Raw genomic sequence first — 18,512 nt, forward strand, 5'->3', positions numbered from 1 at the left:
TTCTTAGCCTCGAAATAAGGGGCTGTTCAAAGCCCGTGAACGCGCTTTGAGGGCTCGGTCGCTATCTCGGGCCGTCCACAGCGCCGAGCGCGTTCCTGGGCCGTTTCTGCGGCTGGTCATTTGCGGCCTGTCAACTCGTCGACCAGGGCAGCCTGGCCGGCGAGATGCGAAAGCGCCATGCCCCGCGCCATGGCAACAGCCAGGGCTTCCGGCTTCAGGTCGAGCTGGGCCAGTTTTTCGGCAGCGTCGGCCAGGTCGGTGGCGTTCTCCAGGATCGCGCGGATCTCATCGGTCAATCCAGCCATGGCGCCGGCCGCGTCGTTCTCGATGCGCTGGGTGAGCTGCTCGACGATCGTGTCCGTCTGCTCCCGTGCGTGGCGGGTGCGCAGCAAGTCGGAGACCGAATTCGTCTGCGGTTCGCTTGTTTTCGCCGGTACGGGCTGGCGGCCGCCGATCACTTCTTCGCCCGCCTTCGGTGCGGGAATGCCAAGGCGGGACCACACCCAGGTGATGGGTGCGGTCAGGCCGTGCTTGCCGAGCTTGTCGAAGGCTTCGGAAAACTCCTTCAAGGGCACTTCATCGGGCCGTCCAATCGAGACTGTGGGATAGTGGTCCTGCGGGCCGAACTCGAATGCAACCAGGTTGGGCACAATCTGCCGGTTGGTCGTGGTCGAGGACGCGATGGCGTCGGAACGCTCGATGTCTTCCTGGACAAGCCGGTGCTCCCTGGAAACCGCATGGCCGCCCGAGACTGCGTCCGTGGTGGTGGTTTGGCCGAGCACCGCTTTCGATATCTGGCGGTCCATCCAGTCGGCTCGGCGCTCGAACAGGTCGGTGCTCGCGCTCTTGGCCGCGACTTCCTGGAATTCGATCGACATGTCCTGCGGGATGATCGCAGCGCAATCACCGGCGATCTGCGACACCGCGCGCCACAATATGTCCTTCTCGTCGTTCGAGGCGTTGCGCCCGTAGCGACCGATGCGGATCGGTGCGCCATAGTTCTGCACGAAGATCGCCCAATCCTTCGCCGTGAACGCTTTGTACATCCATGCCCAGCTGGCGACGCGGGCGATGCCCGAGCGGATGGTCAGGCCAGATTTGGACTTGTGCCGGTGCACCACGAACTTGTGTGGCGCCAGCGGCTGGTCGCCGGTCGCCTCCCGCAACAACACCGTTTCCCCGTCAGTGCGGTCGAACGTGAACCAACGCTGCGGTCGATAAATAAACTCGCGCGGGCAGGTATGCCCCATGTGAGACTGCCAGTCCGCCTCAAGAACCGAAAAGCCCTTGCCGATCGCATCAAGCATGTCGAATAGGCTGGCCTGCAACACGCCGTCGTTGATCCATGACTGGACGTATTCGGCATGCTTCTTGTGTTCGGTAGCGTCCGAGGCGGCAGTCACTGTGATGGGCAGCTGCGAAACCGAGCGCTTCCGCGTTGCCATCACACCGGCATAGTGCAGATCTCGCTCCTCGATGTCCTCGGCCAGCTCCAGATACCGCAGCGGCTCCCCCATCGCCGCTTCGCGGTGGATTGCGGCCAGCCGCGCCGGGGTCAGGCCGTCGGCCGGATGACCGGAGATCGGATCGCGAACACCGACTGTCGTCGGGCCTGCGCGCTCTTCTGTCACTTCGGCATCGGTCAGCTTGTTGCCGCTGGCGTCGACCAGGCGCTGGCCAACGGCGCGCATCAGGGATTTGAGGTTCATAGCCGGCCTCGCATTTCAACATCGATGGAACGTTCGCGCCGATCATCGCCACCACGGCTGTCACTCGCGCCGGGACGTGCGCTTTCGTAGCCGTAGGAGAGTGTCATCTGCAGTGAGGCGAACCAGGCGAGGATACCGGCGATCGCCGTGTCGCCGTGTCGATCGAGCCCGTCCTCACCCTTGTGGCGATGATCATCCGGCACCTTGATGATGCCATTCACGTACTGCAGCGCCTGGTGATCGCGGATGACATCCTCGTCAGCCGGGATCGTCACGGTGAGGTCGCCGAAGGCCTCGACATAACGCGGTGAGTTTTCACGATACCATTCGGCCGAGAGCTTCACCTCGACGATGCACTCGCCCCAGCGCTGCGCCGCAACTTCAGCCAGGTAGCCGCCATTGCCGGTCGCATCGAGCGCACCGCCAGAAAGGCGCGGCAGGTTATCGCCGACATAAAAGAGGATATCGCGTTGCGCTTCGTAGGGAACGTTGCGCAGCTCCAGGACGAGGCGGCAGCGGCGCACCGTGTCCTGGCCGATCTCATCGGCCTTCAGTGCCGAGACGTCGCCACTGCGGGCGAAGTCCATGCCGAAGACATGGGCGCGGTCAGGATCGAGTTTGTCCAGGATCGGCTTAAGTTTCTCCCGGCAGAGGTCGCGGATCACGGCTTCGCGCATACTCTTGTCGAGCGACTTGAAGCTGTCTGGCAGCTGAACCCGCACCACGGGAACGGTCGGATCCTTCACCCGCTCGATGACGACACGGGTCAGCGCAGCGCCCTGGGCATCGGCAGGTATCGCGTCCAGCTCCTGTTGCATCTGGGCTTCGCGCGCACCGTAGGAACCTCGGATCAGCTGCTCCCATTTCGCCTGGGCTTCGATGCTGAAGGTCCAGCCGCGTGTCAGGCAGACACGTTGATAGAGGCCGTTGTCGACGGCGGCCTGGAACGGGATGTGATGGATCTTGAACGGGTTCTTGCCGGCTCGCGCTTCCCGGATCAGCTCGTTGAAGGCGTTCAGCACACCGTTGTGCGTCGAGATCACGCGAACCTTGCCGCCCCAGATCAGCAGTGCGTTGACGGCATCGATGACGGCCCGCACGTCGCGGTGATAGGCCGCCTCGTCGATCACGACGATGCCCTGCAAGCCGCGAATGTTGGCAGGGTTCGACGACAGCGCCTCGACACGGTAGCCCGAGGCGAAGCGCACGCGATACGCGGAAATGTATTTGGTCGAGCCGTCTGCCTGCTCGTCCTCGAACATGAAGTCCTCGATGGCGACCAGTTCCTTCGCGACGATCTTGGCGAAGTGGGCGACATAGCCGATGAACTCGCGGCCCTTGTCTTTGGTGTCGCCGATGTAAAAGACGTTGTCGCCACCTTCACCGCGCTTGCTGGCAGAGATGATGGTGTCGTCGAGCGCCTCGGCATAGGTGATGCCCGTGCGGCGGCCCTTCTCCGCAACTTTCAGGTCGGAGCGATCTTCCAACCACTCCTTCTGATGCAGCATCAGGATGCCATCGGCCAGCGGATCGTGGTCGGCCGGCAGCTCGGACCCGCGTGGCAACTCGACGGGAAGCTGCTCGGGATCGCGAGAGAGGACGGGCTTGGCCGCGTCCTCTCCTCTCACGAAGTCTCTGGCTGCCGCCACCGTCATGATCGCAACCCCAGAACCTGTTTTCGGATCTCGGCGGCACGCTCCTGCGACAGGCCCGCCACCTTGGCGACGGTTTCGACCGTCTCTTCGACCTTGTCGGCGAATTCTTTTTCCACCTTGAGGCGACGGGCGGTGGAAATGCCTTCCGCCTGGGCGGCAGCTCGCAACGCGTTGGCGAGGCTCATTGCCTCCTTCGGCAGGATGTTCTTGGAGCCTCGGCTGGCAATGATGTTCGTCACCAGGGATTTGATCGCCATCGCACCCATTCGGGCAAGATCGTCCTCACCCTCGGCATCGAAGCGCGACGCGATCGCTTTGGTCATTTCCCGAGCCTGCTCGATCTCGGCGGCGAACACGGCAAGACGCATCGAATAGCGATTGAAGGCCTGGAACGACGGAATGCTGAACTCCAGTTCGCCATGATACTCGGCCTGCAGAGCTTCGAGCTTGGTGTAAAACTCCTGGTAGATGTCGGTTTGGGTGCGATCGCTGTTCTGAAGTTCCTGGGCGGCCCATGCGACAACGCCCTCGCACTCGCGAGGCAGAAGCTGAATATTCGACAGGCGTCCGCGACCGCGTGCCATCATCAGATCTCCGGCTTGAGTGGGCGCTTCACACCTTCGATCGCGATCTCACGGCGCAAGTGACGCCGCCCGAGTTCGGTCAGGGTCGCGCCCATCACCGTTCCGGCAGCAGTCGCGATGACCGCGCCCAACTCCTCGAGATACTTCAGCTCGCCGTGTACCCAAGCGCGTGGCCGGCGAATGCCGAAGGGTACCAGGCGCACTTCGATGACGTCTGAAGGGAGTGTTTCGTCCGTTTCCTCGGCCAGCATTTTCAGCATCGCGAGCCGAGCGCTCTCGCGAAAAATCCGGTCGGCAGCTTCTCGATCGAAGGTCATTTCTTTGCCTGCTCCAAAATGAGTTCCTGCCAACGATCGGCGATGGCGGAGACCGGGTCGAGTTTAGTAGCCAGGTTGTCGATACGACCGTTGAGCTTCTCCAGGGCGATCTCCATTCGGTGCGCTTGTTCGCGATCAGGCAGGTGCCTGAGTTCGCCCTCTAACGCCTGGACGCGCCGCTCCAGATCGGAGACGGTCTCTCCCACTTCTTTCACGCCCTTGCTGACGGCTTCCTTGTGCGCGGTAAGGTCGGCGGCAACTGCCTTCTCACCAGACGTAAACCAGCCATAGACAATGCTCAGGAGCGCGATGACGCTGAGGGTCAACGAGATCCACGGGGCAAGTACTTCCGGCGTCAATTGCGCCTCCGCTTGAAACGTTCGAGACGCTGCTGGCAGGCCAAGCAGCGCTTTGCTGATGGAAGTGCCTGGCGGCGCTCGGGCTCGATCTCTTCGTGGCACACCACGCACGTTGACGAGCCATGACCGGCAAGAGCAGCCTGGGCCGCGCGGATGCCGGTTTCGCGTTCCTGCTCGGTGCGCAGATCGGCCAGTTCAAAGGCGAAGTTTCCGAGCTTCACTGCGGACGCCCCAGCCACTTGGTCATGGTGTCCTTCAGCGTGTGCCCGCCCATGTAGAAGCCGGCGAAGGTGGCGGTCAGCCAGAAGAGCGTGTCGAACGGCAGCTGTGTCGCCATCGTGGAGCCGGCGCCAGCGTCGACGGTCGGCACCACCACGAAACGGAACAACCAGAGAAAGCCGAGAAACCACATCCAGGCCGGCCGCCATGCCCACATCCAGGTCGGCTCACCGACCTTGTCCATCTCGGCCTTCTGCAGGGCGATCGCCTGCGCCTGCTGGACGTTCCATTGCACGAGGATGTCCGGCGCCTGACCTTCGACCTCCTTGACGGCCGCGTCGATCTTCTCGGCCGGCTGGTCCGGGATCTGCGCTGGGGGAACGCCGAGCTTCTCGGCGACCGTGTCGATGACGATGCCGCCGACCTCGGCCGCGCCATCGCCCAGGAAGCGTTCCAGCAGCGACTTGACGAGCGGCGCGCCGACCCGCGTTGCCGCCTCGATCAGGATGGTGCCGATGACGGGGTCCATCACAGCACCCCCATGGCGTCGGCCTCGGCGGCATAGGCGGCGGCGCGCTGGCGATGGATCACACTACGGCTGATGAGGACAATCGCTACGATCGCGCCAGCCACCAGCAGGCCGCCAATCACCCAGCCCGCCAGCTGCTCGGCATGGTGCGGATTGACCAGCACGTCGCCACCGCCACCGGCGGTGGCAGCCCCTGCGGTTCCGCCGCTGGTCCGGGCCGTCTTCGCGATCCTGGTTGCCGCCTGCTGTTCATCGGCGAGCTTGGCTTTGACGGTCGTGGCCGGCGCCGCATGGGCGAGCGCCCAGGCCACGCCCTTGGCTTCAATGGCGGCGATGCGAGCACCCCAACCGCGCCCGAACGTGCTCCAGATCTTGAGCGACTGAACGAAACCCAGCCGCTTCGCACACAACCGCTTCACGGTCTGATGTGCGGGTCCGCCGACCGATGCCCTAAGCCAGGATTTTGCGCGGCCCGGCCCCGAGTTTACAGCCGCGTCGAAGGTGGCGAGATCCACGCCCRCCTCCAGCGTGTCACCATTGACCGCCTGCCAAAAATCCTGGCGGTAGATCTTGGCGACGTTCTCGGTGGAGATGTTGCGCAGCTGCGTCTTGTTGGCGCTGGGGAAGTAGCGCCGGTAGGTGGCGAGCGTTATCCCCTTCATGGTGGCGCCGCCCGGATCCTTCGGATGATCCGACCAGCCGCCCTCATAGGCGAGCGTCACCTTCAAGCTCGCTTGGAAATTCTCGCGCATCGACACCGCTCCGGCTGCAGGAAAGGCCGGGCGATCAGCCGGCCAAGATGCCTGCAGAATGCGTGTGGTCGCGCGCGCGTATCATGCCCGCATCGGCGGGCGGGATCAGTCGTCGAACAGGAAAAGCTGGCGCGGATCCGCTGATCCTTTGATGGGGCGGAAACCCATCCTGCGGAACATCTTGTCGATGCCCGTTTCGGTCAGCCCGAGCTTGCGGGCGATTTCGGCATTCGACATTCCAGCGGCGCGATAGTGGCGCGCCCGAGCCTCTCGCGCAAGAGGCACCCGCAGATAGGACCGGCCATAGCGGCCGGCGAGCTGGTCGACCGCGACACGGCCGAGGATGGGGAGCAGCTGGTTTTCGCGGTCGGTCGAGGGGATGAACAACCGCGTACCGCCGAACGCCTCGGCCAGCGCCAGGAAGGCTGGCTCGCCTAGCAAGTTCTGCAACTCGGCCGAGAGACGGTCGTCACTCATGCCGGCCTCGCCAGGGGATAGTGACCCGAGTCCAGCGTTGTGTTAGCGTCCGCACCTCTGTGGGGGTGTGTAGTATGAAGCTCAGGTATTTCGGTTGCTGCGTATTGACCCTGGTGGTCACCGAAGCGCGCGCTGCCGCCAGCTACGAAGTGGTCAGCAATGTTGGATCGGTTCTGGCTGCAGAAGAATTCTGTGGCTTGAACTACGACCAACCGGCAATCGCCGCGTACATCGAGAAGAATGTGCCCGCTGACGATATGACCTTTGCCTCCAGCCTGAACATGCAGGTCATTGGCGTTAAAGCCTTTCAGAAAGAGATGTCCGCCTCGCAAAAAACGGCACACTGCACGCAGATTGCCCGCGTCGCGAAGAGCTACGGCTTCACGAAGTAGGCGCGCCAGGGCCATTCAGTTGGCCTCCAGCTGAACGCCACGCACCACCTTGGTCAGCGACAGCCCGTTTTCGCCATGCCATGTGAGGCAGACGGTCAGGGTGCCGTCGCGACGGCGTTGCACGGTGCAGTGTTCTGTCAGGCGCCAGGTACCGCTGGCCTCGCCAGCATCGACCAGCGCGGCCAGCTCGACGGCGGCAAACTGCTCGATGACTTCGAACGACACTGGGATCCTGCGGCTACGGCGATCGCTCATTGCGCCTTCACCTCGCGGATCTGCTTGCCAAGCGCGTTCATCACGACGGGCCAATCCTCACTCACCATCTGGTCGAGAGGCTTCGCAAGCTGTGCGACGATGCTGCGGAAGTCCCTGCCGCGCTCTCTCATGGGGCCGGCCTTGAACAGGATCTGCCATTGTGCGAGCGCGACCTGCGCGCCCGGCAGTCGCTGCCAATGCGCCGCCTCGAAGGTGACGGCCCAATCGACGCCGGCCTCACGCGTCATCCAGGCTTTCAGGGCTTCGATAGCCTTGGCGGCATCGCCGGCATCGTGGAGGAAACGCACATGCGACAGGCCCGTTTGCCGCTCGACAAAGGCGATCAATGCCCGATCGTCGTTGTTCGTCACGATGCCGAGGTTCCAGGCCGCGATCCACAGCGCCTGCAGTTTGGCCGCATACTTGCCTTCAAGGCGCTTTCGAGAACCCACCGAAGCGGGTTTGAAGCCGCCGCGCCGCAGCTCCTGAACAACGTTGTTCTGCTCGACCGACGACATGTCCCGCAACGAGCGTTTGCCCGTCACGCGTTCATAGACGTCGCGGATCGTATCGTCATCGAGACCAAGCTGTTTCTTGGCAACGTGGATTGCTGCGGTGGCGCTCATGACAGCGCCCTCTCGATGTCGATCGCGAGGCCCGTCAGATTGACCTTCGCCGCGATGGCGCTGCCCCCGTGTTCGCTTGGGCAACCATGGTGGTAAACACAGGCGACGCGTTCGCCACCGGGCTCGGTGATGATGTCAGAACCGGCCAGGCGGTACTTAATCGCCTCCGCAAGCGCGGTTTCGATTTTGCGGATCATCGTGCTCATCGCACACCGCCGATCTGCAAGGGCGCCTCTGAACCGCTGACGCCATGTGCGAGCGTGACACTCTCTCCAGCTCGCCATCCTGCCGATCGGGCAGCATGGTGCCGCAGCGGCGCGGATCTCTGATTGACCGTTTGCGTTTCGGGGTGGCGTTCCATGAGCGCGATTTCGGCCTGCTCTCTAGCTTCGCCGTCAACAACGGTGGCGAATATCTCGAACAGCCGATATCGCAGGCGAATGACCATGCCGTCGGTGAAGTCGGCCACGGCATCACGCCTGGACTTCAGGCCACGTCGACGGCGGTAAAAAGTCGTCGTCTTGAACTCGCGCACCGCACGATTGACGGCACCTTCTGCTACTTGGCGCAGGTAGACGGCAATCTCCGGCCCAGGGGCATGACCGAGAAACTGGACCTCGGAACGACCGTTGACGCTCACGATGACGTGCGCCGTATTGGTGCAATAGGCGATCACCGGCCAAAGCTTTGCCTTGATCGAGCGGCCACGGTCGCTGACCGAAGACTGTTCATCCATAACGATGTCGGCCTCGGAAACACCATGGTCGCGCATGAGCTGCGCGGCTTTCTCGGCAGCGGCGAGCGCCTCAGCTTCAGTGCAGCCGCGCGCGGCCGTCTTGTCGCGAAGGGCCCGGATACGGTCGCGGATTTTTTGGCTGGTCATTGCTCAAACCTCCCTGGCTACGACCGGCGCCGGGCCGGAGCCCTGGAGATTGATGGGATCGTCAGAGGCGGCGAGCCGTCGCCTGGCGGCGGCCTGCCAGTTGCGCAGAAGGCCTTGAGGCTCCTGGGTGTAGGTCGCTTCGATACCTGCCAACCTTAGCCGGCTGGTATCGCCATCCCAGGAGAAACGGCCACCTTCTTCGGCGACGAGCTGCTCGACTAGTTTAAGGACGTCGACGTAGTAGGCACGCAACTCCTCGTACTCCATGCGCAGGCCGCCAGTTTTCGGCATCAGCGCGTCGATCCTGGCGATGATGCGGTGAAGGTTTTCGTGCCAGAGGGTCATGGTCGTTGCCCTCACGCTTTGGCGAGATCGATGGTGACGGCGCGCCAGTCGTCGTCATGGGCGTCGCGCTCGTAGCAGCGCACATAGGTCTTGGAACTGACGACACGCATCGCATCGCGGATCGCGGTCATTGCCCTGACCCAGCGCTCGTCCTCGATGTCGTGCCGAAGGAGAGCGAAGATCTCGGAGCGGTTTATCTGGCCGCTCTTGTCGACGTTGAAGGCTCGGGTGACGATGGCACGGATTTCGGAACGGCTCTCGGCCGTCCATTCCAGCAGACACTCGTCGATTAGGCCTTTGGCGACCTGCAGCTGCGGCCCGAAGTCGATGTAGTCCTGCACCTGGACGATGATCTTCATGAGCCCGTCAAAGGTCATGAAGGTCTTGTTTCCCTTCGCGCCGCCAACCTTGCCGCCGTATTCCTGGGCGAGCAATCCTTCATAGGATTGCAGATCGTCAAAGGTGTGCTGCTTGAAACGGGCGACCTGGGCGGACAAATCCCGCGCGTAGCCGATCACCTTGCGCACGGTTTCATCCTGCAGTTTGTCGGCGGGCTTGACGTTTTCGAGGGGCACCAGGTTGCCCTTGGCATCGTGGAGATACTGCTTGTCGCCAACCAGGACGGTGCCGTTCGCGATAGAGTTTTCAAGTACGCTGAGTTGCATGTTCTTCATCCTTTGGGGTTTCGCCGCGCAGGGCGGCCATCAATTCGTGAACGCGTTGGGTCTGCTGTTGGATGGCGTCGTCCCGGACATCCTCGTCATGGACGTTGCCGGTCATGGGAAGCCGCACGGCCCGGGCCAGCAGTTCGGCCTCAACACACACTGCCCAGAAGCGCTCGGTGGCCATGGCCAGTGCGAACACGGTCGCGGCGGGCGCTGCTATCGCGTTGCGTGCCGGATTGGCGATGATGCGCCCGGCCGCGTCGATCACATCGACCTCGGCGGCAGCTTCGAGCAGGGTCTTGCTCATGCCGCGCCGCCTTTCGGACGGCCGTCCGAAAACGGCCGCGGAGCCACCGGAAAAAGCCGGACATTGCTGCCGGGCCGCTGCAATTCGGCAAGGATGTTGTCGGTCTCGGCGAGACGATCCCGCGCGGCGTCCTCATTCCACCGTTTCTTGGAGACCTCATTTTCGAGGGTGCGAGCTTGAGCACGCAGTTGGTCGATACAGACTTGCAGGAGCCGGGCGTCCTCGGGTGAGAGAACACGCGCTTCGTGGGTGTAGTCGTCGAATTGGTGCAGCAACTGGTGCAACCCATCCGACAATTCGAGCGACAGGGTCTGTCCCATGGTCATTCCTCCCACTGACGGTTTTGATAGGCGGCCTGGATGTGCTTGAGGGCGAGATCAGCCTGTTCGCCCGCAGCGAGCAGGTGAGCGATGCGCAGGGTCTTGTCGATTTGACCGAGGTGGCCTGGCTTGCGACCGATACCGGTAAGCAATGTGCGTTGGTCGGTGTCCTGGATGCACCATGCGTCGATGATCATGGCGATGTCTTCGGGGTAGGGCTGCATCTTGTAGAGCCGTTTGCCAAAACGCCGCTTGATCTGGGTGTAATCCGGCCCGCTCGAACGGTCCTTGAAACGCCCGTAAATGCTGGTGTTGCCGGTCAAGGCGATGCCGCAGCCATATTCGTCAAGGAAGTAGCGCAGCTGGTCGATCGCGCGGTCTTCCAGGTTCTGGGCCTCGTCAACGATCAGGAGCGTTTGTCGGCCGTTGCGCTGCAGGCGCGCGCCAATGGCGCTGTCCAGCTTGGCAGGGTTGTTTTCCATGACGCTGAGTGCACGACCGAGTTCGACCAGCATGGCAAAGCAGGTCTTAGTCTGCGGTCGCATAGTGACGCGGAACGCGTGCGGCCTTGTCGCCGCATATTGCTTACAGGCGTGCGACTTCCCCATGCCAGCGGCCTGGGTGATGATGACCATATCGGGCGCGATCTGCGCCAGTTCGAGCGCGGCGAAAATCTCGGCCGCTGTTTTCGTCATGACAAAACCGGGGCCGGCAGGGATGGCGCGTTCGATCGTTGCCGCGCTGGCCGCGCTTTCCAGCCACTGCGCCATGGTCAGGTTGGTGCGGTCGAGGCGACCGACATATTTGCCGGAGTACCATTGTGAAAACGTGCCGTCGGGCATGCCTGCGCGGCGAGCCACCTCGGCCTTGGACAGGCCAGAGCGTTGCGCCAGTTCGCGCGTGCTGTGGGTGAGTTCGCGCCAGCGGTTGAGGTCCGCTGGGGTGCGGCCCTCGCGGCCCTCCGAAACGTCGGGCTCTTGTGCGGGCGGCTGCCAGATTGAGTTCGTATCGATGTTCATGTATCAAGTCCTCGTGCAATTGGCCCTTTGGGCCGGACATGGCCGGGTTCATCCCGGCCTTCTTTTTTCAGCCGTCCTCGGCACTTCTCGGCGTGAAAGGGATGATCTCGGCGTCGCCCTGGCGCTGATTGCGCAGCAGAGCGAGGCCAGCGGCGAAACTCTCTTCGAAATCGTCGGCAGGGATCGGCGCGGGCGCCGCGCCGCCATTGGCGATAGCGAGCCGCTTAATCGCGGGCTTGGTGGGTTCGGGTTTCGAGGCGGGCTGTTCGCTGCCATAGAGGCGCGCCAGCTCGGCAGCCGTCATCTTCTGGTGCAGGCGAGCCTGTTCGCGGAGCGTGCGCTGGTAGGCGCCACGGTCGCGGGCATGAGTGCGCGCGGCGTCGACATCGTCGAAACCGGTGGCCGCGATACAGGCTGCAGTGCAGATCAACCGGTCATCGAGCGTGTAGACCTTGATGTTGTCCTGCAGGCGGTCGGGGTCGAAACGAACGATGACCTTCTGGCCAGCATGGGCGTTCAGTTCGACGGACCAGTACCGATTTTCATAGAAGTGGATTTCTCCCGAGCCTCGCTGGGCGGTGACTTTTTCGGCGGCGAGCAGCCAAAGGTAACGCTGCGCCTCGGTTGGCCAACGCACGATGGATGCCGGTTCGGCTAGGCTGGCCTTGAAGGTCTCCAGGAACGAGCGCCCCGAGCAGGCTGCGGACTGGCGACCGGAGCGGGTATTGTGCTCTTCGATCTCGCGCGCGACGTGGCCGCGAAACTCGTCGATGGGGATAGCGGCATTGCCGTAATTCTCGGGCTTCGCCTCTGGGCTGTTACCGGTATAGGCACCTGCGCAGAACGGGTGCTTGGCGATGTTGTCGGCGAGATCGCGCCAGGCGCGTTCGATCGGTTTCGACTGACCGCTATAAGGTTTTGTCCACATCGGCTGGATGCCGAGCGAAACGAGGATGCCCTGCGGGTCCTCGTCGCGGATGGTGAACCGGTAGCGGTTCGGAATGCGACCGGAAATCCACTTCGAGGCGAAGGCGCGCCCGTTGTCGAGCCAGATTTTTTCGGGGATGCCGTGGCGTTCCACCATGTCGCCGATGACGAGGCGGACGGTTTCCTTGTTCTCGGTTTCCGAGATGCGCCAGGCGAGGATCGTTCCAGAGTAGAGGTCCTGCAGGCCGAGTAACTGGACGCGGGTGATGCGGCCGTCGTGCAGGCGCACGAACACGTCGAGCTTGTGGCCGTCCATGTTGACGGCCTGCATGGCATGGAAGTGGGTGCGGATACGGGTTTGGGCCGGATAGAGGGTCTTGGCCTTGTCCTTCCCTTCGCGCGCCAGGGCGATGACACCGGCCGGTATCTCGGCCTCCACACGGCGACGCAGCGCCCGTTCCGAGGGGATCGGCAACCATCCTTGTTTCGATGCCGCTTTGCGGACACGCCGGTAGCAGGAGGAGAACGTGGGCTTCTCCGCCCGGAGCCAGTCGGATGTCAGCGCTTCCCACACTTCCTCGCGGCAGTCGCTGAAACTGGCAGTTGCTTGATAGCTTGGCGCTAGCACGGCCAGCCAGTCGGCGCGCGCGACACCCTTCACCAGCTTTTGCCAGTTGTAGATCGACGCGGGCGATGTCCCGTTCATGGCTGCGGCCTGGAGCACGGCGTTGGTCGCGCCAACACCGGTCGCGGCCAGCTGCTCGACCGCATGGAGGCAGGCGAGACGGCGGCGGCATTCTGCTTTCTGTTTGTCCGAGATTGCTTCGAAGCGCGCCCAAACCCCGGCCGAAGTGTCGTCAACGGTCGGCGCCAGGTCGGGCGCGTTGCCCGCGCGGGACAAGAGCGCAAGTCGTGCCTGCGCGCCCGGCGGCAAGGCCGACAGATGGTACTCCCATCCGCCGCCCTTGCCACCGGCTCGGCGCGCCCTGGCCGGGTCCGCACGCCAGTTGCTGGCGACAGCCAGGGCATTGAGATTACGAACCGTGCCGGGCAGCTCGGGCGAACGTGCCTCGACGATCTCGGCCAAAGAGAACCACTCCTTCACGCGCGGTCCCTCCGAAGGATGTGGACCGGCTTGGCCTTGAGTTCTTTCAGCTTGTCATCGAGGGCCGCGCGTTCTTGCTGGACACGGGCTATCTCGGCGAGGCGTGCCTCATCGCCGATCAGCATGGTCAAGCCATCGTCGGCCACCACGAGATCCCACAACCATGTCGCGCGGGTCGCCCGAACGAAGGCTTTGAAGCGGACGAGGCTGATATCGTGGGTTTCGTTGCTCTCGGCGGTGTAGGCGTTGAGCGTCGCCAGCGAGAAACTGTCTTGGCCAAGCGCCGTGGCGATCCGCATGGCGACTTCCGGGCGTTCGTGAGCGCAGTCTTTCAATGCCCGGCTCATGCCGCGCTTGAGCTTGCCGCGAAAACCGGTGAGGTCGATGCTCTGGTCGGCTACGCGGCTGGGATAGACCGGGCTGAAGAAGAGGTCGCCCTGGTCGGGGCTGGCTTTACGCGGCATTCGCATTCTCCAGGCTGCGGGCGGCGCTGCGGATGTGAGCGTCGATCTGTTCCCGCAGGTGTTGCTTGATGTCGGGATCGTCGGCGCGCTGGCAGGCGAACTGCAGCGCGAAAATCTGGTTGGTGGCGCGGTATGGGAGGCGGAAATGGCAGTCAGCGCAGAAGACGGCTTGCGGACCCTTCGGCACCGGATTGATGCAATTCCTGGTCGGGCAAACCTTCGTGCTCACGGCTAGGTCACCTTTCGGATTTTGTGGTCGGGAGAGGATTGGCGAACGCCCAAGCGGCATCGTCGGGCCACCGGGAGATCAATTCCTGGAAGGCCTTGCGGCGGTCGGTCGGACTGAGCTGGCTGAAATTGGCGGTGACGGTGCCTTTGCGCTTTTGGCCAGGAGACAGGTCGGCCTTGGCCTTGGCGTTCGGATCGGTCAGGTGCAACGCCCGGCCAATGTCGGGCTGATCGGCATAGGCAAGAGCAACCTTGCGTTGGCGATCCGGCTCTAGGCCGGCCAGCTGTTCAAGGACGCGTTGATTGTCCGCCTCGGGCTTGTCACGAAGCACGTCGAGCAATTCCGGCCGCAGCTTGGAGCCAATGAACTGCGCGCGCTCGATGGCACGTCGCGACAACCCGAGATCGTCAAGAGCTTGCGCGAAGAAGTGACCTTGAGCCGTTTCGGCCAATTCCGCCAAGTTGGCGGAATTGGAAAACTGAGGGTTCCCACGAGCGAGCTTGCCGTGTTCTTCCTCCCACAGCCTGCGGTATTCAATCACATGCAGGGCGCGGTCCAGCTTAGACAGCTCGTCGCGGAACAGGTTCTCCTCAATCTCGATGCGTCGTGCGCCAGCCTTGTCGAGCTTGCGCACCAAGGCATCGACCTCGGTGAGGCCGTGGAGTTCGTGTCCGCGATACCTCGTCGCGCCCGCAGCGAGGGTGTATGGGCGTTCGCCGTTGGGCGTGCGGTACACGTTAACGGGGTGGATAAGTTCGCCCGAGACAACGGATTGGCCAATGAGAAAGGCCTTGTTGTCGTCAACCTTGCGGAGGCGGTCGGCGGGCACGAAGATGTCGGAGAGCGGAAGTCGTTTGAACTCAACCACGGCGCCCTCCGACTGATGCGTATTCGGAGGGAAGGACGCCTGTCTCGGTCTCGGTCGCCTGGATGTCGTCGAGAAGCGTTCGGGCTTGGTGCTCGACGAAAGCCACGAAGGCCGAGGTGAGATAGCTGTCCTGACAAGCGTCCTCCACCTGGTACACGCCGTGGAGGACCGATGACCGGTCGCGGGCGAACAGTTTCGCGACCTTGTTGAGGCCCGCGCCGAACCGACGGTGCATGACGTACATCGCCACCTGGCGCATCCAGGCGGTGACCTGCGGGCCGCGATAGCTGTTCTTGTCGAACAGCATGGCCTCGGATGCCGTTGGCACGATCGACGCGACGACATTGCGCACGACACGGTGCACGATCTGGGGCCGGTCGATGATGAAGGGGACCGCGTTCATCGCACCGCCCCCACAAGGTGATAGCCGACGCCGCGCACATTCGCGATGTCGACGCCGAGCGGTTTGACCTTCAGGCGGATATCGTGAACCAAGCGACGAATGGTCGTGCCGTGAAGGTTGACGGCCGCCTGCAACTCGCCAACGGAGTGGATGCTGGGTGCATCGTCGTGGAGGATTTCGACCAGGGCAAACTCGGACGGGCGTAGCCGGGCATGGCCGCATGGCGTGGTAATAGTCCCCGACCGCCGTTCGAAGACGAGGCGAGATACACCAGCAAGGCCACGGCCGCAGGTGGGACAACAGGCATTCATTGAAAAACTCCAAGCCATGCGAGGCCGATCAGAACGAAACCAGCGAGCAACAGCGCGGTCAGAACCGAGCCGAGCAGGAAGCCCGGATCGTCTGAGAGGTGCGGTTGAAAGGGGGTGGCGCGCTGTTGATTTGAGGACAGCGATTTGACGTCGAACATGTCTAAGCCGCCTTGTCGTTTCGACGTTGCCAGCGCGGCTGGGGGCGGAGATAGTTTTTGGGAGGTTGAGGCGATAGCCGCTGGCCGCTGGCGTCGTAGCGCTCGGGCCACAGTTCATGCGGTTCACAAGCGAGAGCAGCAGCTATCGCCACCTCGCCAAGCGAGTTCGGCTCCCAGAGAGTTCGGGAAGCCGTACCGAGTGGGAGCTTGTGCCGGCGGTCGACGTCAAGCAGGACGTAACCGGCTGTAAAGAGATCGGCTTTGATCTTGGCCGAGCGTGCAATCGGGTCCATAGTGGCTCCGGTGTTGAAAGGGAGGCCCTGACCGGCCTCCCTTTCTTCGAGGTTTGTTTTCGTTAGCTAGCGGAGAATGTCCAAAAAATTGGACGTTGTAAAGTGTGATTACGCAAAAAGCTCCAAAAAATTCTACCCCCGAGAATGATGGTGATGCGCCAGCTGAGGCGATGGCGAGAGCTCGTGGCGAACTCCCCGATATCGAGAGGCAACTTGCTGAAAAGATTGAGATGCTTGCGGAGTATGCGGGCGGCCGAAAGGTGGCGGCTAAGGCGATGGGCGTCTCCGTAACGACCCTGGACAATTACCGGTCAGGAGCAACGCAGCCCAGATTTTTGGAGCTTTTGAAACTTGCAGCTGCGGCAAATCACAACGTGGAGTACCTGCTCGCAGGCACCGGCTTTTGGACCCTCCTTTCACCGCAGAACGATGAGGAAGAGAGATCTGACCTACCGGCGACGCAACTCAGCGAACGGATGATCCAGATGCCGCGCTATGATGTGCGCGCATCGGCAGGGGCCGGCGCGCTGGTGGTCTCCGAAGATGTCAGCGAGTACTTCTCGGTCGGAAGGAACTGGCTTAGCAGAAATCTCCCACCTTGGGCGCCGCCGAATGCCGTCGTCGGAGTTTTGGAAGGCGCCGGCGATTCAATGGAGCCCACCATTCGCGATGGCGACCTGGTAATGGTCGTACAGAACGTGGACTGGCGTGTCGTCGAGCGCGGCGGTATCTTCGTCTTCTCCCTTGACCATGATCGTTTGCTGTTGAAACGCCTGCAGGTGCTGAACAACGGCGACCTGCGCATCATTTCGGACAACAAAGCATACGAACCGGACCTGGTGCCGTTCGGCGACATCGAGCATCGTGTGCGGGTGCACGGCCAGGTGTTTTTCGCTGGCGGCAAGCCGAGGAGCTACTAGCCAGAAGAGACCGCCTGTTAATCAAGCGAGGAACATTTTCCTCGCCTGCTTGACTCCTGACAGATCGCAAGAACAAAATAGGAACATTCTTGGGCTGGAGGTGTTTCTATGAAGCGAGTGCAGAAGTTCGTCGTCATTGCGTTCCGTTTGATCAAAGGACGTCTGTTGATCGCTGAAATGCGTGAGGCGCGCGGGGGAGAGGCGAGCGCAATCCGCTTGGCAGAGATGATGTCTCAAAACTGGGCCGGGGCGGCTGCATTCGAGGTTCATGTCGAAGAAGAGAGCGGCGATATGCATGCGCCTCGTCTGCTTGCGGCGTTCGGCTCGGTTCCTGATCTCGACGAGGCTATGGAGGCTGCGGCTTGATGCCGACACCCGTTGACAATTACCGGGTCGAAATCTGGTCTGCCGACGAGGGCGAGCGCTTGGAGGTGCTCGCCCAATCGTCCGACAATTTTCTAAGCCAGGCTGCCTGGAATGAGGCCTGTGAGCGGTTTCCCGGAGTACTACTCGTTCACTACAACAATCGGTTCGTCATGCAGCGGCGCAGAGCCGGCGAGCTGAACCCGTCAAAATCCTCACAACAGTGAGGCGGCCGGGCGGGCGCCGCACCCGGCCGATGGTGTCAGGCGCGCACATTCGATCCGCCTGGGCGATCTCCCCGAATGGTACCGTCTGGGTGCGATGTGTTCTCGATGCCGGCACCTGGGCTGGCTCGATCGGCAGCGGATCGAAAGGCGGTTCGGCAAGAACCGCTTTGTGGTGACGATGGAACCCTTGCTGCGCTGCACGTCATGCGACAACCGTTATGACAATGACTTCAAGATCGCCAAAATGCGCCGCTGATCGGCGACAGCAAACATCCAAGTTCGGCGACCAACGTCATCGGTCGTGATCCCTTTGATATTGCGTAATATTCTGCCGTTTTCGCCTAAGTTGGACGCATCATCCAAGTTTATTTTGGTTTTTTCCGTAGTGGCGAGCGTCGCGCGGGTATCTCGCCGGATCGGCGCCTCGCGCCTCAAGGCCAGTTTTCTGCGGGTTTGAAGGCGGGTCGAAGGTTTCTCAAAGGCCGTTAACAAATCCGGCTCTGTGTTGCCGCCGCCTCGCTCGCTTTGCAGTTCTGGTCAGTTCGTCTAAAACCACACGTCAAACTGAACGTCTCTGCCACCGTCGCTCAATCGCTTGAGATTGCAGCACTTTTCGCCAGTTCCCGGCCATTCCCACTTATTCCCGGATTTCTAAGACCCGGTGTCAAACTACAACGGGAACCTGGTGCGCACCGGGTATCAGGGAGGGCGCCGGTGCCGGACTGGCAGCGCTAACGGTGGCGGTGTCTGGTGACGAGCCCTAAGTCCGGGCCCTGGAAAAACCCGGCCGCCGAAAATGGCGGCTCGAGGCCCGAAGTCTGCCGTCGCGAA

30 protein-coding genes are annotated in these 18,512 nt (G+C 62.4%); 4 read left to right on the forward strand and 26 right to left on the reverse strand.

The annotated features are described in order from the left end of the window. Positions 1-116: 116 nt before the first annotated feature. The 9 genes from AB4136_RS23960 to AB4136_RS24000 form a co-directional block, all read right to left on the reverse strand. Positions 117-1,709, reverse strand: a complete 1,593-nt coding sequence (locus AB4136_RS23960; protein WP_244431186.1) for a DUF935 domain-containing protein — start codon at positions 1,707-1,709, stop codon at positions 117-119. Continuing rightward, positions 1,706-3,364, reverse strand: coding sequence for a hypothetical protein (locus AB4136_RS23965; protein ID WP_024923230.1), 1,659 nt, complete (start codon positions 3,362-3,364; stop codon positions 1,706-1,708). Before AB4136_RS23965 ends, AB4136_RS23960 begins: the two co-directional genes overlap by 4 nt. Continuing rightward, complete coding sequence (locus tag AB4136_RS23970; protein WP_024923229.1) at positions 3,361-3,951, reverse strand: phage protein Gp27 family protein; 591 nt, start codon at positions 3,949-3,951, stop codon at positions 3,361-3,363. Before AB4136_RS23970 ends, AB4136_RS23965 begins: the two co-directional genes overlap by 4 nt. Next, a complete protein-coding gene (locus tag AB4136_RS23975; protein ID WP_024923228.1) occupies positions 3,951-4,265 on the reverse strand; it encodes a VpaChn25_0724 family phage protein in 315 nt (104 codons plus the stop codon). Before AB4136_RS23975 ends, AB4136_RS23970 begins: the two co-directional genes overlap by 1 nt. Further along, entirely contained in the window at positions 4,262-4,624 is a 363-nt protein-coding gene (locus tag AB4136_RS23980) for a DUF2730 family protein (protein ID WP_024923227.1), read from the reverse strand. Before AB4136_RS23980 ends, AB4136_RS23975 begins: the two co-directional genes overlap by 4 nt. Further along, the gene (locus AB4136_RS23985; protein WP_024923226.1) at positions 4,621-4,845 is read right to left on the reverse strand and encodes a TraR/DksA C4-type zinc finger protein; all 225 of its coding nucleotides are present in this window, start codon (positions 4,843-4,845) and stop codon (positions 4,621-4,623) included. The genes AB4136_RS23980 and AB4136_RS23985 overlap by 4 nt, the downstream gene beginning before the upstream one ends. Continuing rightward, on the reverse strand, positions 4,842-5,372 hold the full coding sequence (locus AB4136_RS23990; protein WP_024923225.1) for a hypothetical protein: 531 nt from the start codon (positions 5,370-5,372) through the stop codon (positions 4,842-4,844). Before AB4136_RS23990 ends, AB4136_RS23985 begins: the two co-directional genes overlap by 4 nt. Further along, the gene (locus tag AB4136_RS23995; RefSeq protein WP_441931603.1) at positions 5,372-6,124 is read right to left on the reverse strand and encodes a glycoside hydrolase family 108 protein; all 753 of its coding nucleotides are present in this window, start codon (positions 6,122-6,124) and stop codon (positions 5,372-5,374) included. The genes AB4136_RS23990 and AB4136_RS23995 overlap by 1 nt, the downstream gene beginning before the upstream one ends. 105 nt (positions 6,125-6,229) lie before the next feature. Then, entirely contained in the window at positions 6,230-6,601 is a 372-nt protein-coding gene (locus AB4136_RS24000; protein ID WP_024923223.1) for a hypothetical protein, read from the reverse strand. 74 nt (positions 6,602-6,675) lie between these two features. Here AB4136_RS24000 and AB4136_RS24005 point away from each other — a divergent pair, with 74 nt between their 5' ends. After that, positions 6,676-6,993, forward strand: coding sequence for a hypothetical protein (locus AB4136_RS24005; RefSeq protein ID WP_024923222.1), 318 nt, complete (start codon positions 6,676-6,678; stop codon positions 6,991-6,993). A gap of 15 nt (positions 6,994-7,008) precedes the next feature. Here AB4136_RS24005 and AB4136_RS24010 read toward each other — a convergent pair whose 3' ends face one another. From AB4136_RS24010 to AB4136_RS24090, 17 genes are all read right to left on the reverse strand, one after another. Next, positions 7,009-7,248 (reverse strand): hypothetical protein, encoded by a 240-nt coding sequence (locus AB4136_RS24010; RefSeq protein WP_024927833.1) that lies wholly within the window; start codon positions 7,246-7,248, stop codon positions 7,009-7,011. Next, on the reverse strand, positions 7,245-7,874 hold the full coding sequence (locus AB4136_RS24015) for a regulatory protein GemA (protein WP_024923220.1): 630 nt from the start codon (positions 7,872-7,874) through the stop codon (positions 7,245-7,247). Before AB4136_RS24015 ends, AB4136_RS24010 begins: the two co-directional genes overlap by 4 nt. Continuing rightward, complete coding sequence (locus AB4136_RS24020; RefSeq protein ID WP_024923219.1) at positions 7,871-8,080, reverse strand: hypothetical protein; 210 nt, start codon at positions 8,078-8,080, stop codon at positions 7,871-7,873. Before AB4136_RS24020 ends, AB4136_RS24015 begins: the two co-directional genes overlap by 4 nt. Then, complete coding sequence (locus tag AB4136_RS24025) at positions 8,077-8,757, reverse strand: DUF7168 domain-containing protein (protein ID WP_024923218.1); 681 nt, start codon at positions 8,755-8,757, stop codon at positions 8,077-8,079. The genes AB4136_RS24020 and AB4136_RS24025 overlap by 4 nt, the downstream gene beginning before the upstream one ends. Before the next feature lie 3 nt (positions 8,758-8,760). Next, entirely contained in the window at positions 8,761-9,102 is a 342-nt protein-coding gene (locus AB4136_RS24030; RefSeq protein ID WP_024923217.1) for a hypothetical protein, read from the reverse strand. 11 nt (positions 9,103-9,113) lie between these two features. Continuing rightward, a complete protein-coding gene (locus AB4136_RS24035; RefSeq protein ID WP_024923216.1) occupies positions 9,114-9,767 on the reverse strand; it encodes a DUF3164 family protein in 654 nt (217 codons plus the stop codon). Beyond that, entirely contained in the window at positions 9,748-10,074 is a 327-nt protein-coding gene (locus tag AB4136_RS24040; protein ID WP_024923215.1) for a hypothetical protein, read from the reverse strand. The genes AB4136_RS24035 and AB4136_RS24040 overlap by 20 nt, the downstream gene beginning before the upstream one ends. Then, the gene (locus AB4136_RS24045; protein WP_036254981.1) at positions 10,071-10,394 is read right to left on the reverse strand and encodes a hypothetical protein; all 324 of its coding nucleotides are present in this window, start codon (positions 10,392-10,394) and stop codon (positions 10,071-10,073) included. Before AB4136_RS24045 ends, AB4136_RS24040 begins: the two co-directional genes overlap by 4 nt. Positions 10,395-10,396: 2 nt before the next feature. After that, the gene (locus tag AB4136_RS24050) at positions 10,397-11,413 is read right to left on the reverse strand and encodes an AAA family ATPase (RefSeq protein WP_024923213.1); all 1,017 of its coding nucleotides are present in this window, start codon (positions 11,411-11,413) and stop codon (positions 10,397-10,399) included. A gap of 67 nt (positions 11,414-11,480) precedes the next feature. Beyond that, positions 11,481-13,445 (reverse strand): transposase domain-containing protein, encoded by a 1,965-nt coding sequence (locus tag AB4136_RS24055; protein WP_024923212.1) that lies wholly within the window; start codon positions 13,443-13,445, stop codon positions 11,481-11,483. Next, on the reverse strand, positions 13,442-13,909 hold the full coding sequence (locus tag AB4136_RS24060; protein ID WP_024923211.1) for a hypothetical protein: 468 nt from the start codon (positions 13,907-13,909) through the stop codon (positions 13,442-13,444). The genes AB4136_RS24055 and AB4136_RS24060 overlap by 4 nt, the downstream gene beginning before the upstream one ends. Further along, positions 13,899-14,138: a hypothetical protein gene (locus tag AB4136_RS24065; RefSeq protein WP_024923210.1), complete on the reverse strand. Its 240-nt coding sequence runs from the start codon at positions 14,136-14,138 to the stop codon at positions 13,899-13,901. The genes AB4136_RS24060 and AB4136_RS24065 overlap by 11 nt, the downstream gene beginning before the upstream one ends. 7 nt (positions 14,139-14,145) lie before the next feature. After that, positions 14,146-15,006, reverse strand: a complete 861-nt coding sequence (locus AB4136_RS24070) for a ParB/RepB/Spo0J family partition protein (protein ID WP_024923209.1) — start codon at positions 15,004-15,006, stop codon at positions 14,146-14,148. Then, positions 14,999-15,409, reverse strand: coding sequence for a helix-turn-helix domain-containing protein (locus tag AB4136_RS24075; protein ID WP_024923208.1), 411 nt, complete (start codon positions 15,407-15,409; stop codon positions 14,999-15,001). The genes AB4136_RS24070 and AB4136_RS24075 overlap by 8 nt, the downstream gene beginning before the upstream one ends. Beyond that, positions 15,406-15,720 (reverse strand): helix-turn-helix domain-containing protein, encoded by a 315-nt coding sequence (locus AB4136_RS24080; RefSeq protein ID WP_161773060.1) that lies wholly within the window; start codon positions 15,718-15,720, stop codon positions 15,406-15,408. Before AB4136_RS24080 ends, AB4136_RS24075 begins: the two co-directional genes overlap by 4 nt. Continuing rightward, a complete protein-coding gene (locus tag AB4136_RS24085; protein ID WP_161773061.1) occupies positions 15,717-15,878 on the reverse strand; it encodes a hypothetical protein in 162 nt (53 codons plus the stop codon). The genes AB4136_RS24080 and AB4136_RS24085 overlap by 4 nt, the downstream gene beginning before the upstream one ends. 2 nt (positions 15,879-15,880) lie before the next feature. Next, entirely contained in the window at positions 15,881-16,171 is a 291-nt protein-coding gene (locus tag AB4136_RS24090; RefSeq protein ID WP_036254983.1) for a helix-turn-helix domain-containing protein, read from the reverse strand. Between the two features lie 104 nt (positions 16,172-16,275). Between AB4136_RS24090 and AB4136_RS24095 the strand changes: the two genes are divergently transcribed. The 3 genes from AB4136_RS24095 to AB4136_RS24105 all read left to right on the forward strand — a co-directional run bounded on the left by AB4136_RS24095 (position 16,276) and on the right by AB4136_RS24105 (position 17,681). After that, positions 16,276-17,091, forward strand: a complete 816-nt coding sequence (locus AB4136_RS24095) for a S24 family peptidase (RefSeq protein ID WP_137900345.1) — start codon at positions 16,276-16,278, stop codon at positions 17,089-17,091. A gap of 108 nt (positions 17,092-17,199) precedes the next feature. After that, a complete protein-coding gene (locus AB4136_RS24100) occupies positions 17,200-17,457 on the forward strand; it encodes a hypothetical protein (RefSeq protein WP_024923205.1) in 258 nt (85 codons plus the stop codon). Continuing rightward, complete coding sequence (locus tag AB4136_RS24105) at positions 17,454-17,681, forward strand: hypothetical protein (RefSeq protein WP_137900344.1); 228 nt, start codon at positions 17,454-17,456, stop codon at positions 17,679-17,681. Before AB4136_RS24100 ends, AB4136_RS24105 begins: the two co-directional genes overlap by 4 nt. Positions 17,682-18,512: the final 831 nt, after the last annotated feature.

It is taken from the genome of Mesorhizobium sp. 2RAF21, from assembly GCF_052115345.1.
GTDB lineage: Bacteria > Pseudomonadota > Alphaproteobacteria > Rhizobiales > Rhizobiaceae > Mesorhizobium > Mesorhizobium terrae.

Excerpts from the sequence above, each read along its gene's own strand:
- AB4136_RS24020 (WP_024923219.1), bottom strand. The coding sequence starts at position 8,080 with ATGAGCACGATGATCCGCAAAATCGAAACCGCGCTTGCGGAGGCGATT.
- AB4136_RS23975 (WP_024923228.1), bottom strand. The coding sequence starts at position 4,265 with ATGACCTTCGATCGAGAAGCTGCCGACCGGATTTTTCGCGAGAGCGCT.
- AB4136_RS24050 (WP_024923213.1), bottom strand. The coding sequence starts at position 11,413 with ATGAACATCGATACGAACTCAATCTGGCAGCCGCCCGCACAAGAGCCC.
- AB4136_RS24030 (WP_024923217.1), bottom strand. The coding sequence starts at position 9,102 with ATGACCCTCTGGCACGAAAACCTTCACCGCATCATCGCCAGGATCGAC.
- AB4136_RS23970 (WP_024923229.1), bottom strand. The coding sequence starts at position 3,951 with ATGATGGCACGCGGTCGCGGACGCCTGTCGAATATTCAGCTTCTGCCT.
- AB4136_RS24025 (WP_024923218.1), bottom strand. The coding sequence starts at position 8,757 with ATGACCAGCCAAAAAATCCGCGACCGTATCCGGGCCCTTCGCGACAAG.
- AB4136_RS24080 (WP_161773060.1), bottom strand. The coding sequence starts at position 15,720 with ATGAATGCCTGTTGTCCCACCTGCGGCCGTGGCCTTGCTGGTGTATCT.
- AB4136_RS24100 (WP_024923205.1), top strand. The coding sequence starts at position 17,200 with ATGAAGCGAGTGCAGAAGTTCGTCGTCATTGCGTTCCGTTTGATCAAA.
- AB4136_RS24060 (WP_024923211.1), bottom strand. The coding sequence starts at position 13,909 with ATGCCGCGTAAAGCCAGCCCCGACCAGGGCGACCTCTTCTTCAGCCCG.
- AB4136_RS24090 (WP_036254983.1), bottom strand. The coding sequence starts at position 16,171 with ATGGACCCGATTGCACGCTCGGCCAAGATCAAAGCCGATCTCTTTACA.
- AB4136_RS24035 (WP_024923216.1), bottom strand. The coding sequence starts at position 9,767 with ATGCAACTCAGCGTACTTGAAAACTCTATCGCGAACGGCACCGTCCTG.
- AB4136_RS24045 (WP_036254981.1), bottom strand. The coding sequence starts at position 10,394 with ATGGGACAGACCCTGTCGCTCGAATTGTCGGATGGGTTGCACCAGTTG.
- AB4136_RS23990 (WP_024923225.1), bottom strand. The coding sequence starts at position 5,372 with ATGGACCCCGTCATCGGCACCATCCTGATCGAGGCGGCAACGCGGGTC.
- AB4136_RS24015 (WP_024923220.1), bottom strand. The coding sequence starts at position 7,874 with ATGAGCGCCACCGCAGCAATCCACGTTGCCAAGAAACAGCTTGGTCTC.
- AB4136_RS23960 (WP_244431186.1), bottom strand. The coding sequence starts at position 1,709 with ATGAACCTCAAATCCCTGATGCGCGCCGTTGGCCAGCGCCTGGTCGAC.
- AB4136_RS24010 (WP_024927833.1), bottom strand. The coding sequence starts at position 7,248 with ATGAGCGATCGCCGTAGCCGCAGGATCCCAGTGTCGTTCGAAGTCATC.
- AB4136_RS24000 (WP_024923223.1), bottom strand. The coding sequence starts at position 6,601 with ATGAGTGACGACCGTCTCTCGGCCGAGTTGCAGAACTTGCTAGGCGAG.
- AB4136_RS24085 (WP_161773061.1), bottom strand. The coding sequence starts at position 15,878 with ATGTTCGACGTCAAATCGCTGTCCTCAAATCAACAGCGCGCCACCCCC.
- AB4136_RS24040 (WP_024923215.1), bottom strand. The coding sequence starts at position 10,074 with ATGAGCAAGACCCTGCTCGAAGCTGCCGCCGAGGTCGATGTGATCGAC.
- AB4136_RS23965 (WP_024923230.1), bottom strand. The coding sequence starts at position 3,364 with ATGACGGTGGCGGCAGCCAGAGACTTCGTGAGAGGAGAGGACGCGGCC.
- AB4136_RS24005 (WP_024923222.1), top strand. The coding sequence starts at position 6,676 with ATGAAGCTCAGGTATTTCGGTTGCTGCGTATTGACCCTGGTGGTCACC.
- AB4136_RS24075 (WP_024923208.1), bottom strand. The coding sequence starts at position 15,409 with ATGAACGCGGTCCCCTTCATCATCGACCGGCCCCAGATCGTGCACCGT.